The sequence below is a fragment of the Nonomuraea sp. NPDC048882 genome, assembly GCF_040649755.1.
Lineage (GTDB): Bacteria > Actinomycetota > Actinomycetes > Streptosporangiales > Streptosporangiaceae > Nonomuraea > Nonomuraea maheshkhaliensis.
Map to the genome: position 1 here is coordinate 81,465 of NZ_JBEZGB010000025.1, position 14,541 is coordinate 96,005.

Consider the following 14,541-nt stretch of genomic DNA (forward strand, 5'->3'; position numbering starts at 1 on the left):
AGGTGATCAACCCACCTCACCGCCAGAGCCCGGGACGCTTGTCCCAGTCCTCCATGGCCTGGCCGATGTGGGCCGCCATGAACGCGGCCGTGGCGGCGGGGCTGGTGCAGGGTGCCTTGCGACGGTCGTCTGCCACCGGGATGAACGACGGCAGGCAGACGGCCGTCGACGGCGCCGTGGGCGGCAGGGCGTCGGCGTCGTGCAGGACGAGCAGGTCCGCCACGAACGCGGTGACGTTCCCGCCGGCGTCGCGGCCGGAGGCGTCGAGGAAGCAGCCATCCCCGTGTCCACGCCGAACCCGGAGAACTCGCCGTCATCGAGCAACCGGCCGTCCTGCCCCGGCAGCAACGCGAGCTCCCAGCTGACGGCCGGCCGGTCGAGGATCCGCACCATCGCGGCCGGGGGTCTCGCCCTCTTCGTCCGTCCCCTCCCAGCGCATCGAGGCGATCAGCACGGCGTGGTCGCCAGGCGTCACGGTGACGGTGAAGGGATCGGCGCCAATCAGAAAGAAGGGATCGGCCGCGATCACCGAGCCGGTGGGCAGACGGAGCCGTCCCGTGTAGGCAGGCTCAGTGATCAACGCCACCCGCCCGTCGCCGGAGGCCAGGCGGCTGCCAGGGATGAAGAGCGCCTCAAGATTGCGGGGGCGCATCGGCTGCGGGGCGGACCATCCGGGCGCCGTGCTCGCAGCCGTTCCTTCCACCCACCGGTACGGGGGCCGGCACCAGGGCGATCGGGTCGCTCAGCCCGAGCAGTCGCGCATCGACGTACGCCGTCCACACGCCGAACTCCGCCTTGGCCACCGAACGGTGCTCAACCGGGACGCTCACTCCGGTGGCACTCGACCCGCCGACATCCCGCAGAACCCGCTCGGCGCGGCCGTCCGGATCGATGGTCATCGTGAAACGCCAGCCGCGTTCAGGGGACTCCTCAGCGGCGTCGGAGGTGTGGCGCCGCTCCTGATAGCGCCGCAGGCGCAACCGTCCCGGCGCCAACTGCCGGTATTCCCACTCCCTGGTGCGTCGCGCGTACTCATCGAACAGGAACATCCCGAGATGACCGTGACCCCGGTCGACATGAAACAGGGCTTTCGGCCTACCTCGGACGGACAGCAGGACGGCGTACTGCTCCCCTGGCCCGCTCTCGGGGGGCTCAGTCGCGTACCCAGAAGGAGGCCGGTAGTTCTTCGAGTTCGGTCACGGCCTGTTCGAGGTTGGCGGCGAACGGCAGGAGCGCCTGGTGGGCGGGCTCGCCGCCGGCGGCGAGCCGGCGGATGACCTCGGCGTTCTTGAGCGCCCGATCGGCCACCTCGTCGCCGAACGTCGAGCGGTCGCCCTCGTAGCCGTAGGCGTCGAGCAGGAGGTGCAGGCGCCGGTGCCGGTCGTCGAACGCGGTGAATCCCTGGGCGGTGACGACGTGCCGGGCGTGCAGCGGAACCCAGGTCAACGCGCAGTAGGCCAGGTCGCGCTCCCGGGGGAACGGGCCTGCGGTGTCCCAGTCGACGAACCCGACCAGGTCGTCGCCCTGCCAGACCGCGTTGTAGGGAGAGGCGTCGTTGTGCGTGATGACCAGCCCCGGCTGCCACGGCCGGGCGACGAACCAGACCGCGTCGGGCTCGGGCACGAACGACGCCGTCGCGTCGTGCAGCCGCCTCAGCCAGACCCCGACCTGCTGGAGCGCGCGGTCCGTCCACGGCCACGCGGGCCAGGGATGCTGCTCGCCGATCGTGTCGCCGTGCAGGTACGTCAGCACCTCGCGCCCTCGCTCGTCGAACCCGAGCACCCTTGGCGCCCCCTCGAACCCGACCTTCTCCAGATGCGCCAGCACGGTGTGAACGCTGCGCGTCCACGGGTTGGCGGTCCGGTGGACGGTCTCACCGATGCGTACCGCGCCGACATGCCTGCCGCCTGTCAGGGGCTGCTCGTCCATGACACCGTTTGTACGCCTGGGCTGCCGGTCATGGCACCTGGTTTTCGGGGTGTCCGGGGCTTGCGGCAGGTCGGGATCGGGCGGGGGATCTCGTCTACGGGGGCGGCCTCGTGTCAGCGGCGTCCTCTGCCCTTGCCTTTGCCGGGGTGGCCGTCGCTGTGGCCGGGTGGGATGTTGGTCGCCTTCTTGGCCTGGCCCGATGGGATCCAGACGTCGGCTGAGGAGGTTGCGCGCGCGGCGGTGGTGGAGCGGCGCTTGGTCGGGAGCTGCTGATCTTGGGGCACTTTGGGGGGAGTTGTCGTCGGCGTCGCCGTGGGGGTGGACTTAGGTGACGACCGCTGCGGTGTTGGGGTTGGGGCGGGCGTGGTGGCCGTGGTGGTGGGTGCGGCCTGGAGTCGGTCGGTGGGTTGGGGTGTGGCTGGGGGCGGTTCGGGTGGGGCTTCCGGCCAGAAGCTGACGGCCAGTGCTCCGACGGTGAGCGCGGCCGCCACGACCACATGCCGGATCTGGGCGCGTCGCTCCGTGCCGGGTGCAGCTGAAGGCGTGGCGTCGGATTCGGCTGGAGGCGCGGGCCAGGCGGTGGGCGTGACGTCGGGTGCGGCTGACGGCGAAGGGACGGGGTCGGGTGCGGCGGGTGGCACCACGTCCCCGGTCTGCGGCAGGAAGTCGGTCGGCGGGGCGCAGATCTCCTCAAGCTGCCGCCGAGCCGCGCGCGTGCCGATGCGCTGCTCAGGGTCCTTGGCCAGCAGGCTCGTGAGCAGGGGAGCCAGCGGCCCCGCGCGCTCGAACGGAGCCGGCTCGGCGGTCAGTACGGCGCTGATCGTGGCCAGCACGCCGCCCTGGCCGAAGGGGCAGCGTCCCTCCACCGCCGTGTACAAGGTCACGCCCAGCGACCACAGGTCGGTCAGCGGGGTCGGCGGGCCGCCGCGGGCGCGTTCTGGAGCGATGAAGGCGGGCGTGCCGACCACGATGCCCACCCCGGTGAGGTCCACCGGCCGCTCCACGCTGGTGGCCAGGCCGAAGTCCGTAAGTACGGCGTGGCTCTCGCCGGCGTCCAGCAGGATGTTGGCGGGTTTGACGTCGCGATGCACGACCCCGGCGGCGTGCGCGGCCTGTAAGGCGTCCAGCACCTGCAGCCCGATCCGGGCGACCACCACGGGCGCCAGCGGCCCCCGCTTGGCCAGCACCCTGGCCAGGGTGGGAGCCGAGACCAGTTGGAGCACGATCCACGGCCGCTCGTCGGCCTCCACCACGTCGTAGACGGTGGCGATGTTCGGGTGGGAGAGCCGGGCGGCCAGCCGGGCCTCGGTCATGGTGCGGCTGAGCAACAGCTCGCGTTCGGCCTGCGGCCGCTCGTCGAGGGTGACCTCCTTGACCGCGACCGGGCGGTCCAGCACCTCGTCATAGCCGCGCCAGACGCGGCCCATGCCGCCGCGCCCCAACTCGGCCTGGAGCCGGTAGCGTCCGGCCAGGAGCCAGCCTTCACACCGCGAAACCGACATAGCGTCCGGCCTACCCGATCACCGGATGCTCATGCAACCCTCTCAGCGGAAGAGGCTGAAGGCAGCGGAACGACGGCCACGTCGGCGATGCCGCAAAGGGAGCCGGGTCGCGCCGTACTTCGGCGACGACACAAGGGCCGCCGGGTGTGCTCGGCAGCGACCGGTTGCCCGGCAGCGACCGGTTGCCCGGCAGGCTAGGAGTACCGCACCCAGGACAAGCGCGGTCGTGGACCTCATCATGTGACCATGGCCGCCACCGCACCCGTCCTCGCCCCCGCCCCCGGCGGACCTGGGCTCGTCGCGTGGCCGTGGCGCTGTGCGCGGCGCGGGCAGTATGGATCACGGGGCCGCTCCGCCCAGCGCCGGCGCGGCCTGCGACCGCCACCGTTCACCCGATCCCACGAGCCTCGACACAGGCGCCATCTCAGGGAGCATCCATGTCCACGCTGGTGTTGGTCCACGGTTTCTGGCACGGCTCCTGGTGCTGGAGCGAAGTCGTCCCGTACGTCGTGGCCGCCGGACGCCCGGCCGTGGCGGTGGACATGGCGGGGCACGGGCTGTACGCCCGCCGGCCCCGGTGGTTCACCGGGCAGCCGTACGACCCCGAGACGGTCGGAGCCGAGGTCTCACCCGTGGCGGACGTGAGTCTCGACGACGCGGCCGACCTGCTGACCGCGCAGATCAAGCGGATCGGCGGTGGCGCGCCGGTGACGGCGGTCGCCCACAGCGCGGCCGGCCCGGTGCTGACGCGAACGGCGCAGCGCACGCCCGAACTGGTCGCGCACGCGGTGTACCTCACCGCGTACATGCCGGCGTCGGACGTGTCCGCAGCGGCGTACACGCGGATCCCCGAGGCCGCCGACGGCCTGGTCGCGCCGCTGTTACGCGGCGATCCGGCCCGGACGGGCGCGCTGCGGCTCGACTTCGCCACGGACGACCCGGCCTACCGGCGGCGGCTGCGCGAGGCGTTCTACGGCGACGTCGACCCGGCCCTCGCCGAGGCCGCCACCGGCCTGCTGACGCCCGACGGCCCGATCGGCATCATGCTGGGCACCACCACCTTGACGCACGACGGCTGGGGGTCGGTGCGGCGCACGTACATCGTCTGCACGCGTGACCTGGCCCTTCCGCCGGCCGTGCAGACGATGTTCATTGCTGAGGCCGACGCGGCGTTTCCCGACAATCCGACCTCCGTCGTCACGCTCGACGCCTCCCACTCGCCGTTCCTCTCCATGCCCGGCGACCTGGCCGAGATCATCGTCCCGCTCGGCTGACGCGAGAGCCACCAGCGCCGATGGCCGGTTCCGTGCCGTGCCCGGCAAAGAAGCGCCTAGCGCAGGGCGCGGTGGAGTTGGGTCATCGTGCTCTGGACGCGGCTCTGGTTGCCGACCACGATGTACGTCTCGTAACTGGCCTTCTCCCCCTTGTCCATGGCCCCGCTCGGGCTGGTGACCTGGATGGTGTTCTCGCCGAAGTGGCCGTTGTAGTCCATCGGTGGGCGGGACATCGTGTAGTAGTACGCCTTGCTCCCGAGCACGTCGGGCCGGACGTACATGCCGAGGCAGTAGTCGCCGTCCGCGGTGCAGCGGACCATGGGGTCCTTGCTCGTGTGGGAGTCGGCGGGCTTGGCCGACAGGCGGCCGGTGGCCAGGCTGTAGGAGAAGACCTTGGTGAAGTCCGGCTGCAGATAGGCGACGAAGACGCCGTCGAAGTGGTCGTGCCGTTCGTCCTCCGAGGTGATCGTGGCGGAGGTGCGGAAGACGTTCTCCAGCTTGGGCACGTCGTGGTCGGGCGCGAGTTCGATCGAGGTCTGCAGCCAGTACGGCGACAGGCCCATGGTGAACGGGACCTTCTTGGGCTGGAGGTCGGCGGCGCGGCAGTCGCCCCAGCCCGGCTTCGGGTCGTCGAGGGTGACGAAGAACGCGGGCCTGCCCGCCGTGCGGATGGAGGCGCCGGACTTGGCCATGGTGTAGAGCGCGCTGGTGCTGGGGCCGTGGTACGGCGGCGCCTGGCGGTCGTCGTCCTTGCGGGCGCCGGCCTGCGTGGGGTTGTAGCACTCGCTCGGCGACTCGCCCTGCTGCCAGGCGTGGAAGGCGTACTGGAAGGCCGCGCCGTGGCCGCCGCTGGAGATGAACTCCTTGTCGTTCACCTTGACCGACGCGATCGAGCCGGCCAGCGCCGTGGACGTCGTGACCGACAGCTTGTTGCGCTTGTCGACCAGGGTCGACACCGTGACGTCCGAGAACGTCCGGTCGTAGTTCTTCTTCGCGGCACATTCGGACTTGTACGAGAGCACGAAGTCGTTGTAACCGGTACTGCCGCGGGCCGGCGCCTCGCACGAGACCGGCGCGGCCGTCGCCGCCACGGGAGTGATCACGGCCGTCATGACCGTGGCCGCGGCCAGTAAGGCGCCCTGTCGGAGAGATCTCATACGCGCATCAAAGCGGGATCGGGCGATGCGTCAGGATCTATTCGAAAAAAACGGAAATGTTGGGGCGGCTGGCTGGAAGCCGACGTGGCGTTCGCGGAGGCGGCCGGTCGGCCCGTGCCCGTCAGCAGGCTGATCGAGGCCGCGTGGGGTGAGGCGCCTCCGGAGAGCGCCAGGAACCAGTGGCGCCAGCCCTCCCTATAGCGCGGTTAAAGCGATCGTCTCTACGCTGCGGCCCCATGATCGAACGAGCGAAACCCCTCTGGGCGGCCGTGGCCGCGGCGCTGGTCATGCCGTTACTGCCGCTGCCCGCCGCCGCGGCGACGGAGCTCCGCGCCATCTCGTGAACATCTGCGGTGAGGCGGGCGGGCAGCGTGGCGACGCCGGCTACTGCCCGTACCGCAACGAACCCGACAAGAAGGTGGCGCAGATCGCCGGCCTCGTCTCCAAGCACCGGGCCAACGTGCTGCTGCTGCAGGAGGTGTGCGGCGGCGCCCCCGGCAGCCACCTGGAACTGATGAAGGCGGCCCTCGGCCCCGGCTGGTCCTTCGCCAGGGCGCAGGGCGCCCGCCCCGGCGGCCGGGTCGACTGCCGTGGCTCGCTGTCGGGCGACCTCGGCCTCGGCATCGCGGTGAAGGCGCAGATCACCGACACCACGGTCACGCAGACGCTGCCGTCCGATCCCACCGGGCAGAGCAAGCAAACCCTGCCGACGCTGTGCGTACGCACCGACACCTGGGCCGGCACCCGGATCTGCACCACCCACGTGCTCGCCGACCCCGCGGATCCGCGCCGCGCCCAGCACGTCAAGAACATCAAGACCGGCACGAGCCGGCGCTTCACCTGGTGCGACGCCGACCAGTCGCTCATGGATCGCACCGAGAACGAGCCGGACAGCGGCCCGCCGAACGGGTACTCCGACCACGCGCCCCTGATCGGCTACCTGCCGGGGGCGTGACCCGGGATCACGACGCGGGCGGTGGCCGATCGGCAGCCGTCGCCCGCGTCCCGGAAACCCTTTTAGCTACTGTGGCGTCGCTAAGATGGGTGGGTGACCGACACCTCCGCTCGTCCCAAGCGGCGCGGCCGCGAAGTGCTGCTCCAGGCGGTACGCCAGGCGATGCTGGACGAACTCGTGGAGCGCGGCTACGGAGAGGTCTCGATCGAGGGCGTGGCGGCCCGCGCCGGGGCGGCGAAGACCTCCGTCTACCGCCACTGGGGCACCAAGGAGGGCCTGGTCATCGACGCCCTCAGGCACGCCCTGCCGGTCCCCGACCAGCCGGCGGACACCGGTCACGTGCGTGAGGACTTCCTGGTGATGCTCCGCCGCATGTCCGCCTCGCTCGACGGACTGACCGGCCAGGTGCTGCTGACGGTGGCCGGCGAACGCCGGCGCCATCCCGAGATCGCGGAGGCGGTGGTGGACGAGATCGTCCGCCCGCGCCAGCGCCTGTTCCTGGCGGCGCTGGAACGGGCCGCCGAGCGAGGGCAGATCTCCGGCGAGGCCGTCACGTCCATCCCGATCGAGGTGGCGAGCAGCCTGATGTTGCAGCACTACATCTACACGGGCACGCCGCCCGGCGAGGAGCGCATCCAGGAGTTCCTCGACCGGGCCATCATGCCCCTGGTGACGTACGCTCGTGCGTGATCATCACCAGGTCACGGGGAGCCGGTGCACGCCGTACACGGTCATGTCGGTGCGCATGGGCACCTCCGCTGCGGGGACGGCGAGGCGCAGCGCGGGGAAGCGTTCGAACAGAGCCGTGCAGGCGATGCGCAGCTCGATGCGGGCGAGCTGCTGGCCGATGCACTGGTGCACGCCGTGGCCGAAGCTCAGATGGCCGGAGGCGTGGCGGGTGAGGTCGAGCACGTCGGGGTCGTCGAAGTGCTCAGGGTCGCGATTCGCCGCCGGCAGGGACACGGTGACGACCTCGCCCGCCTTGATCACCTGGCCGTCGATCTCGACGTCCTCCATGACCTGGTCGGGGGTGGCCTCGATGCTCATGATCACGGCGGTGTCGCGCTGGAACCGGTCGCGGTCCGCGTACGGGACGCCGAGCAGCTCGCAGATGACCAGCGACGGGATGGGCAGCGCGAACAGCTCCACCAGGTCGGCCGGTGGGCCGTGCCGTTCCATGGCGTCGAGCCGGACCGCCGTGATCTTCGCGATGCCGGGCTCCAGCCGGCGCATCCGGCGCAGCGTGAACTGCGGGGTCAGCAGCCGCCGGTACCGGGTCTGCTCCGGCGGGTCCAAGTGGATGAACATCCCCGGCCGCGTCATCTCCTCGCCCAGACCGGCCTGCCCCATGGGGATGGGGCTGCGCTTGAGGTCGCCGCGGGCGCTGAAGCGGGGGTGGGAGAGCACGGCGCGGGCGGCGGCGTGGCTCGCGGCGATCATGACGGGCCGGCCCGGCCGGCCGGACGGCACCTGAGCTCCCGGAGTCACTGTGCGCCGGTGATCAGGCGGCGTTCCAGGTCGATGACCGGCTCGATGCTCCGCAGGTCGTAGTTGCTCAGGATGACGGCCGTCCAGTCCAGGTCGAGGTAGAGGGACCAGCTCGTCGAGATGCCTCCGGCGCCGCCTCCGTGGGTGATGATGCGTTGACCGTTGAAGGTGGGGGCGATCGGCCCGTACGCCTGGAAGGTCTCCCCGCGCAGGGAACCGCCGGAGGGGTCCTCTTTCATGGGTTTGGCGGAGATCTTCCCGTTCACGTACAGCTCGGTGTACGGCCGGGAGGCGAGTTTCCCGGCCTGCAGTGCGGTCGCGAACCGGACCAGGTCGGGGGCGCTGGCGAAGCCGTTGCCGCCGCCCGTACCCATCCAGCCCCTGGCGGAGTTGCTGCCCTGGCCGGCGTCGCCGTACACGGAGCCCTTGTCGAGGTTGCGGACGGCGTCCACCCGCGTGCCGTCCGCCTGATACATGTACGGATGCGCGATGCGCCGGTCGGTCAGCCACTGGCGGCGCGTGTAGTAGGCGGAGTCCTTCATGCCGGCCGGCAGGAAGATGTGCCGGCGGACGTATTCCTGGAACGATATGCCGGCGACCCTGGCCACGAGCTCGCCGAGCAAGGTGTAGCCCATGCTGCTGTACGCCTTCTTCGTGCCGGGAGCGAACTCCAGCTCGAAGGTCCGCAGGCTCGCCCAGAAGTCGGCCATCTGCGCTTCGTAGCTGTCGTAAATCTTCTCCGGCGGCGGCTTCTCGCCGGGCCGCCGGGCGTCGCCCAGCCCGCTGGTGTGCGTCAGGAGATGGTGCACGGTGATGCGCTCGGCCATCGGCGCCGGCAGGCCGTCCAGGTGTTTGCCCACCAGGTCGTGGAACGCCAGCTTGCCCCGCTGGGCGAGCTGGACTACGGCCAGCCCGGTGAACAGCTTGGCCGTGGAGGCCAGGGCGTAGATGCCGTCGATCCTGTTGCGGACCTGGTTCTCCTTGTCCGCCCAGCCGTAGGCGCGGGCCAGGACCGGACGGCCCCGGTGGGCGATCAGCACGGTGCCGGAGAACTCCTCCTTGTCGGCCAGTTCCTTGACGTACCGGTCGAAGGCCCCTCCAGGACGCAGTCCCGGCGGGACCTGGCCAGGTTGTGCCGGGACCGACGTGTTCGCCGCGGCGACCCCCGGCGCGGCCGCCGCCAGCGGCAACGCGCCCAGCAACCCTCCGAGGGTGGTCCGGCGCGAGAGGCCGTGGCGGGGCGAGGAGTGCGGTGATGCCATGGAATCTCCTGTCACGAGAACGGATGCGACAGGGAGACAATCACGACCCTTGTTTCCCGGGCGTTTCCACGGCACGCCGGCGTTCCACAGCACCCCGGCGTTTCGTGCCACCCGCGGCGTTTCCACGGCGCCCGCGACCGGGCGGCCTACGAGGCCAGGCCGGACTCGTAGGCGGCGATCACCAGATGGACGCGGGCCGTGCCGCCGAGCTTGGTCAGCAGGCGGCTCACGTACGTCTTCACCGTGGCCGGGCCGATCTGCAGCCGGGCGGCGATGTCGGCGTTCGACAGGCCCTGAGCGACCAGCGCGAGGACGTCGGTCTCGCGGTCGGTCAGCTCGGGCATGGTCCGGGCCGGCGCGGGGGCCGGTGCGGTGGCGAACACCTCGACCAGGCGTCTGGTGATCGACGGTGACAGCAGCGACTCTCCCGCCATGACGACGCGTACCGAACGCAGCAGCTCCTCCGGCGGCGTGTCCTTGAGCAGGAAGCCGACGGCGCCCGCGCGCAGCGCGGCGAAGACGTACTCGTCCAGCCCGAACGTCGTCAGGATGATGACGCGCGTGTCCGACAGCCCGGGATCGGCCCTGATCCGGCGGGTGGCCTCGATACCGTCGAGCACCGGCATCCGCACGTCCATCAGGACGACGTCCGGCCGGGTCGCGCGGACCAGGCGCAGCGCCTCCTCACCCTGGCGGGCCTGGCCGACCACCGTCATGTCCGGGGCGCCGGACAGCAGCGCCGCGAACCCGGCCAGCACCAGTTCCTGATCGTCGACGACGACGACCCGTACCGGCTCGTTCATGCCGGCGCCCCTTCCGCTCGCAGCACCGCGCGTACGCTGAATCCACCTCGGTCATCGGCTCCGGCATCGAGGGTGCCGCCGAACATGGCCACCCGCTCCCGCATCCCGGCCAGCCCGAATCCGGAGGACGTGCCCGGCGCGGGCGTCCCGGCCGGCGGCTCATTGTCCACCTGGACGACCACGTCGGGGCCGTCCAGGACGATCCGCACCACCGCCGCCGACCCCGCGGCGTGCTTGCGCACGTTCGTCAGAGCCTCCTGGACCAGGCGGTACGCGGTCATGCGCAGGCTCTCCGGCGCCGTCTCGACGCCCGGATCGACGGTGAGCTCGATCGGGCCGCAGGCGGCGCGGTGGGCCGAGGCGAGCAGCCGGATCTCGTCGAGCCCCGGGCTGGGCGCCAGGCTGGCCGGTTCGCCGGGCCGCTGCGCGTGCAGCGCGCCGAGCATCCGGCGCAGGTCCGTGAGCGCGGAGCGGCTGGCCGTCTCGATGGCGGCCAGCGCCGGTCCGGCCGGGTTGTCCGGGCCGGCCAGACCGTGCCGGGCCACGCCCGCCTGCACGCTGATGGCCGAAAGGGTGTGCGCGATGACATCGTGCATCTCTTCGGCGATCCGCAGCCGCTCGGCGATGACGGCCTGCTCAGCGGCGCGGGCGGTACCACGTTCCGCCTCGATGGTGCGGCGCATGGCCGAGTCCTGTTGCCGCCGCCACCGGCGGACGATCAGCCCCAGTCCGAAGGGGATCAGGACGCCGGCCACGGTGGGGTCCACGCTCGGGTCGTAGTGCGCCGTGTCCACGAACGCGCCCGCCGCCTCGACGGCGAGGTGCAGGACCATCGCGCCCAGTGCGACCGGCAGCGACCGCCAGGCGGTCACCGAGTACACGGCGACGTAGGAGCACAGGAACGGCATGTCGGAATCCCAGCCCCCGATGGCGGTCAGGACGCCCGTGGCCAGGGTCACCACCAGCACCGCGACCGGCCAGCGCCGGCGCACCGCCAGCGAGAGCGTCGCGGCCAGCAGCAACAGCACCGACCACCAGGTCGGCTCGGTGTACTGCTGGGCGGCGGCGGGATAGGTGAAGACGACCATGACGAGCCCCAGCACGGCCAGCACGACGGCGATGGCGAGGTCCACCACCCACTCGCGCACCCATGCCGGCGCCGGGGCGGGGAGTGCGGCGAGTGCCGGGTCGGGGTCCTGGTCCGGTTGGGCACGCAGGAGTCCGAGCATGCGGCGCAGGTCGTCCAGCGCCGACCGGCTCGCTCGCTCGATGACTCCGAGAGCCGACGCCACCGGGTCGGCGGCGCCCTCCCTCTGGTAGCGGGCCACCCCCGACTGCACCGCGATGACCGAGAGCGTGTGCGAGACGACGTCGTGCAGCTCACGCGCGATGCGCAGCCGTTCGGCCAGCACCGCCCGTTCGGCGGTGACGGCCCTGGCCCGCTCGGCGGCCACGGCGTTCGCCTGGGCGACCTCCGTGAGCTGGCGGCGCCGCCGCATCACCCGGCCCGTTCCCCAGGCGATGGTCTGGGCGAGCACGTCGACCAGGATCAGCGGATGGTCGAACGACGGGGCGCCGAGCACGGTCAAGGTCACCATCGACGCGTACGCGGCCCCCAGCCCGACGGCCGCCGCGCGGCGCTCACGCCAGGCGGCGACCGCGTACAGCGCCGCCATATGGCAGAACGGGGTGATGCCCGGCGCCCAGCGCAGCGCCGTCAGCAGCAGGATCGCTCCGGTGACCGTCAGTGAGACGGTGAGCGGCCGGCGGCGCCGGGCCGCCAGCGGCAGGCTCGCGGCGAGACCGAGGAGGACCGTCCAGCCGTTGGGCGGGCGGTAGGCGTGCGTGAAGATCGGCTCCGGTGCCGTCACGCTGATCACCACGAGCACCGCCAGCGCCACGGCGATGATCGCGTCGACCAGCGCCTCGCTCGGTCGCCACGCGTGCGTCGCCGCTCCGCCGGCTGCGAGATCGCTCACATCAGCAGCGTACGGCCGAGGCGCTCGCGTGGGATCAGCCCTGCGGGGGCATTCCCCGTTCCCCCGTAGGGCGGAACGGGAGCCCGCCTTCACCCGCACGGCGGCAGGAACGAACCCGCCCCACGGCCGCTGTGCGGACGAGAACGGCTCCCCACACTGAAACCGGACAACCACCGTCCCCGACCGAGGAGCAGCCATGCCGACCGCCTCCAGCACCGCATCACCGTCCGTCTCCCCGGGGACCGGCACCCGTACCGCCGTCACCGCGGCGGCCCTCGTCGGTGCGATCGCGTCCGCCGGGTACCTCGCCGGCCTGTTCCTGCTGTCGGGCCTGACCGACGCCGAGGCGCAGCGCGCGCCGCTCACCGTCGCCGAATCCCTGCTGGCAGGGGTGGCCCACCTGGTCCTGGCCAGCACCCTCGGCGGGCTCGCCGGGGCGACCCGGTTGCCGCGCTGGGCGCTCACCTTCGCCGCCACAGGCTGCGGCCTCATCGCCGTCCAGGCCTGGGCGTACGCCAGCCTCATCCCGGACCTGGCCCGGCTGCTACCCGCGCGGCAGTTCAGGGACGTGGCGGACCAGGCCGTCCTGATGCACCTGCTGTTCGTGCCCATGGGTGTGGTGTGCCTGGCCGGCTTCACCACGCTGGCCGTGCTCGGCTGGCGCCGCCAGACGATGCCGAAGGGCGCAGCCGTCCTGCTGATCCTGGCCGGCGTCGCGTCGCTGCTCGGCCCGTTCCCGCCGGTCGGGCTGCTGAGCGGGCTGGCGCTGGCGTGGCTGGCCCGCTCGGCCCGCCCCGGCCCGGCGACGGTCCGTTCCTGTTCGGCGGCATCGTGCCCTGGCTCGGCGACGTCATGACCCGGCTGGGCGACGTCGTGACCCTGTCCCTCATCGAGAAACGGTGACGACCATGGACATTCTCCTCGGGATCTTCCTCACGGCCGGGATCGTGGCGACCCTGACGGCGTACCTCGGCTCGCGCAGGCGGCGGAACGGCGGTTCGCCGCCGGGTGAGGCGGGGATCCGGGCGGCCGTCCCCATCTTCCGGGTGGTGGCGCTGGGTCTGCCGGGGTCGGGCAAGACGCTGCTGCTGGCCAGCATGTTCAACGAGCTGCAGACGCCGTCGCGGCAGAGTTACTACCTTTCGGCGGCGGAGGGTGACGTGGCCAGGTTGACCGGCTGGTTCGCGCAGATGGCCGACACCACGCGGGCCGATCAGTGGCCGCGGGGCACGTTCACCAGCGAGACCCGGCACTTCTCCTTCGGGGTCAAGGCCAGGGCCGGGGACACGGTGCACGAGGTGCTCCGGCTGGACCTGCTGGAGTACGCCGGCGAACTGCTCACCGACGCCGCCGAGGCCGAGTCCGGCCGGCATACGGAGCTGTTCGACCAGGTCCGCTCGGCCCACGCCTTACTGGGCATCATCGACGGCGGACGCATCCGCCAGCATCTGGACGGCGACCCGCAGGGCTGGACGGAACTGCACCGCACCCTGAACATCCTCGTCCCGCACCTGATCGGCGCGAGCTGCCCGGTCAGCTTCGTGGTCACCAAATGGGACCTGCTGTCACACCTGCACGAGGACGAGAACACCCGGCTGGCCCTCGTGCGCGACCTGCTGATGTCCAACGAGCACTTCCGCACGCTGGTCCGGCTGCACAGCGACCGGCGTGTGGTCCGGCTCATCCCGGTCAGCGCCGTCGGGCCGGGTTTCGCCTCCGTGGACACCTCCGGCCACGTGGTGAAGATCCGCAGTGCCCAGGCCCGGCCCGCCTACGTCGACGTCCCGCTCTCGGCCGTGGTCCCCGACCTGTTCGACCAGGCCGAGATGGGATTGGACGCCACACTCCGCGCGGCACTCGACGAAGAGGCCCGCCGCCACCTCTGGCGAGCCCCGCTGGAACGCCTCCGCTCAGCCGCCATGCTGACCTTTCAAACCTCAGGACGCGCCCTCCTGTACGCCCTCGGCCCGCCCCCCGCGGCCGTCGCCGGCGACGTGCTCATGGGCATGTTCTTCGAGTCCCGCGCATTGACCGCCGGTCAGGAGCAGGCGATCCCCGGTCCACACGCGGGCGAGGCGGAGCGGCGGGTCGATGAGTTCGTCCACGTCCGGCGGCAGGTGCTGCAGGACATGCGCGCCAAACCGGCCATGCTGGAAGGCCGGCTGCCCAGCTCCCGCCTGTCGGGGAGCTGA

Annotated in this window: 15 protein-coding genes; 5 read left to right on the plus strand and 10 right to left on the minus strand. The window is 71.7% G+C overall.

The annotated features are described in order from the left end of the window. Positions 1-6: 6 nt before the first annotated feature. The 5 genes from AB0C27_RS50145 to AB0C27_RS50165 all read right to left on the minus strand — a co-directional run bounded on the left by AB0C27_RS50145 (position 7) and on the right by AB0C27_RS50165 (position 3,431). Positions 7-393 carry a DUF4241 domain-containing protein gene (locus AB0C27_RS50145; RefSeq protein ID WP_357861342.1) on the minus strand — a complete coding sequence of 129 codons (387 nt, stop codon included), beginning with the start codon at positions 391-393 and terminating at the stop codon, positions 7-9. Continuing rightward, positions 314-652, minus strand: a complete 339-nt coding sequence (locus AB0C27_RS50150) for a hypothetical protein (protein ID WP_357861430.1) — start codon at positions 650-652, stop codon at positions 314-316. Before AB0C27_RS50150 ends, AB0C27_RS50145 begins: the two co-directional genes overlap by 80 nt. Beyond that, the gene (locus AB0C27_RS50155) at positions 633-1,049 is read right to left on the minus strand and encodes a hypothetical protein (RefSeq protein WP_357861344.1); all 417 of its coding nucleotides are present in this window, start codon (positions 1,047-1,049) and stop codon (positions 633-635) included. Before AB0C27_RS50155 ends, AB0C27_RS50150 begins: the two co-directional genes overlap by 20 nt. 103 nt (positions 1,050-1,152) lie before the next feature. Further along, complete coding sequence (locus AB0C27_RS50160; protein ID WP_357861347.1) at positions 1,153-1,929, minus strand: phosphotransferase; 777 nt, start codon at positions 1,927-1,929, stop codon at positions 1,153-1,155. Between the two features lie 113 nt (positions 1,930-2,042). Next, positions 2,043-3,431: a serine/threonine-protein kinase gene (locus tag AB0C27_RS50165; protein ID WP_357861350.1), complete on the minus strand. Its 1,389-nt coding sequence runs from the start codon at positions 3,429-3,431 to the stop codon at positions 2,043-2,045. A 437-nt stretch (positions 3,432-3,868) separates the two neighbouring features. Between AB0C27_RS50165 and AB0C27_RS50170 the strand changes: the two genes are divergently transcribed. After that, entirely contained in the window at positions 3,869-4,705 is an 837-nt protein-coding gene (locus AB0C27_RS50170; RefSeq protein ID WP_357861353.1) for an alpha/beta fold hydrolase, read from the plus strand. A gap of 56 nt (positions 4,706-4,761) precedes the next feature. On the opposite strand, the gene AB0C27_RS50175 is transcribed toward AB0C27_RS50170, so the two are convergent. Continuing rightward, complete coding sequence (locus tag AB0C27_RS50175) at positions 4,762-5,862, minus strand: hypothetical protein (protein ID WP_357861355.1); 1,101 nt, start codon at positions 5,860-5,862, stop codon at positions 4,762-4,764. 340 nt (positions 5,863-6,202) lie between these two features. Here AB0C27_RS50175 and AB0C27_RS50180 point away from each other — a divergent pair, with 340 nt between their 5' ends. Both AB0C27_RS50180 and AB0C27_RS50185 read left to right on the plus strand, forming a co-directional pair. Beyond that, the gene (locus tag AB0C27_RS50180) at positions 6,203-6,817 is read left to right on the plus strand and encodes a hypothetical protein (protein WP_357861358.1); all 615 of its coding nucleotides are present in this window, start codon (positions 6,203-6,205) and stop codon (positions 6,815-6,817) included. 93 nt (positions 6,818-6,910) lie between these two features. After that, the gene (locus tag AB0C27_RS50185; RefSeq protein ID WP_357861361.1) at positions 6,911-7,507 is read left to right on the plus strand and encodes a TetR/AcrR family transcriptional regulator; all 597 of its coding nucleotides are present in this window, start codon (positions 6,911-6,913) and stop codon (positions 7,505-7,507) included. A 3-nt stretch (positions 7,508-7,510) separates the two neighbouring features. Here AB0C27_RS50185 and AB0C27_RS50190 read toward each other — a convergent pair whose 3' ends face one another. The 4 genes from AB0C27_RS50190 to AB0C27_RS50205 form a co-directional block, all read right to left on the minus strand. After that, the gene (locus AB0C27_RS50190) at positions 7,511-8,287 is read right to left on the minus strand and encodes a cytochrome P450 (RefSeq protein ID WP_357861364.1); all 777 of its coding nucleotides are present in this window, start codon (positions 8,285-8,287) and stop codon (positions 7,511-7,513) included. A gap of 14 nt (positions 8,288-8,301) precedes the next feature. Beyond that, positions 8,302-9,567 (minus strand): serine hydrolase domain-containing protein, encoded by a 1,266-nt coding sequence (locus AB0C27_RS50195; RefSeq protein WP_357861367.1) that lies wholly within the window; start codon positions 9,565-9,567, stop codon positions 8,302-8,304. Between the two features lie 146 nt (positions 9,568-9,713). Then, a complete protein-coding gene (locus AB0C27_RS50200; RefSeq protein WP_357861370.1) occupies positions 9,714-10,370 on the minus strand; it encodes a response regulator transcription factor in 657 nt (218 codons plus the stop codon). Then, positions 10,367-12,349, minus strand: coding sequence for a histidine kinase (locus AB0C27_RS50205; RefSeq protein ID WP_357861374.1), 1,983 nt, complete (start codon positions 12,347-12,349; stop codon positions 10,367-10,369). The genes AB0C27_RS50200 and AB0C27_RS50205 overlap by 4 nt, the downstream gene beginning before the upstream one ends. Before the next feature lie 196 nt (positions 12,350-12,545). Between AB0C27_RS50205 and AB0C27_RS50210 the strand changes: the two genes are divergently transcribed. Both AB0C27_RS50210 and AB0C27_RS50215 read left to right on the plus strand, forming a co-directional pair. Then, positions 12,546-13,205, plus strand: coding sequence for a hypothetical protein (locus AB0C27_RS50210; RefSeq protein ID WP_357861377.1), 660 nt, complete (start codon positions 12,546-12,548; stop codon positions 13,203-13,205). Between the two features lie 52 nt (positions 13,206-13,257). Next, on the plus strand, positions 13,258-14,541 hold the full coding sequence (locus AB0C27_RS50215) for a hypothetical protein (protein ID WP_357861380.1): 1,284 nt from the start codon (positions 13,258-13,260) through the stop codon (positions 14,539-14,541).

What these genes read in the sequence shown, in the direction of transcription:
- AB0C27_RS50145 (WP_357861342.1), bottom strand. Translation starts at nt 393, where the DNA reads ATGGTGCGGATCCTCGACCGGCCGGCCGTCAGCTGGGAGCTCGCGTTG.
- AB0C27_RS50150 (WP_357861430.1), bottom strand. Translation starts at nt 652, where the DNA reads ATGCGCCCCCGCAATCTTGAGGCGCTCTTCATCCCTGGCAGCCGCCTG.
- AB0C27_RS50155 (WP_357861344.1), bottom strand. Translation starts at nt 1,049, where the DNA reads ATGTTCCTGTTCGATGAGTACGCGCGACGCACCAGGGAGTGGGAATAC.
- AB0C27_RS50160 (WP_357861347.1), bottom strand. Translation starts at nt 1,929, where the DNA reads ATGGACGAGCAGCCCCTGACAGGCGGCAGGCATGTCGGCGCGGTACGC.
- AB0C27_RS50165 (WP_357861350.1), bottom strand. Translation starts at nt 3,431, where the DNA reads ATGTCGGTTTCGCGGTGTGAAGGCTGGCTCCTGGCCGGACGCTACCGG.
- AB0C27_RS50170 (WP_357861353.1), top strand. Translation starts at nt 3,869, where the DNA reads ATGTCCACGCTGGTGTTGGTCCACGGTTTCTGGCACGGCTCCTGGTGC.
- AB0C27_RS50175 (WP_357861355.1), bottom strand. Translation starts at nt 5,862, where the DNA reads ATGAGATCTCTCCGACAGGGCGCCTTACTGGCCGCGGCCACGGTCATG.
- AB0C27_RS50195 (WP_357861367.1), bottom strand. Translation starts at nt 9,567, where the DNA reads ATGGCATCACCGCACTCCTCGCCCCGCCACGGCCTCTCGCGCCGGACC.
- AB0C27_RS50200 (WP_357861370.1), bottom strand. Translation starts at nt 10,370, where the DNA reads ATGAACGAGCCGGTACGGGTCGTCGTCGTCGACGATCAGGAACTGGTG.
- AB0C27_RS50210 (WP_357861377.1), top strand. Translation starts at nt 12,546, where the DNA reads ATGCCGACCGCCTCCAGCACCGCATCACCGTCCGTCTCCCCGGGGACC.
- AB0C27_RS50215 (WP_357861380.1), top strand. Translation starts at nt 13,258, where the DNA reads ATGGACATTCTCCTCGGGATCTTCCTCACGGCCGGGATCGTGGCGACC.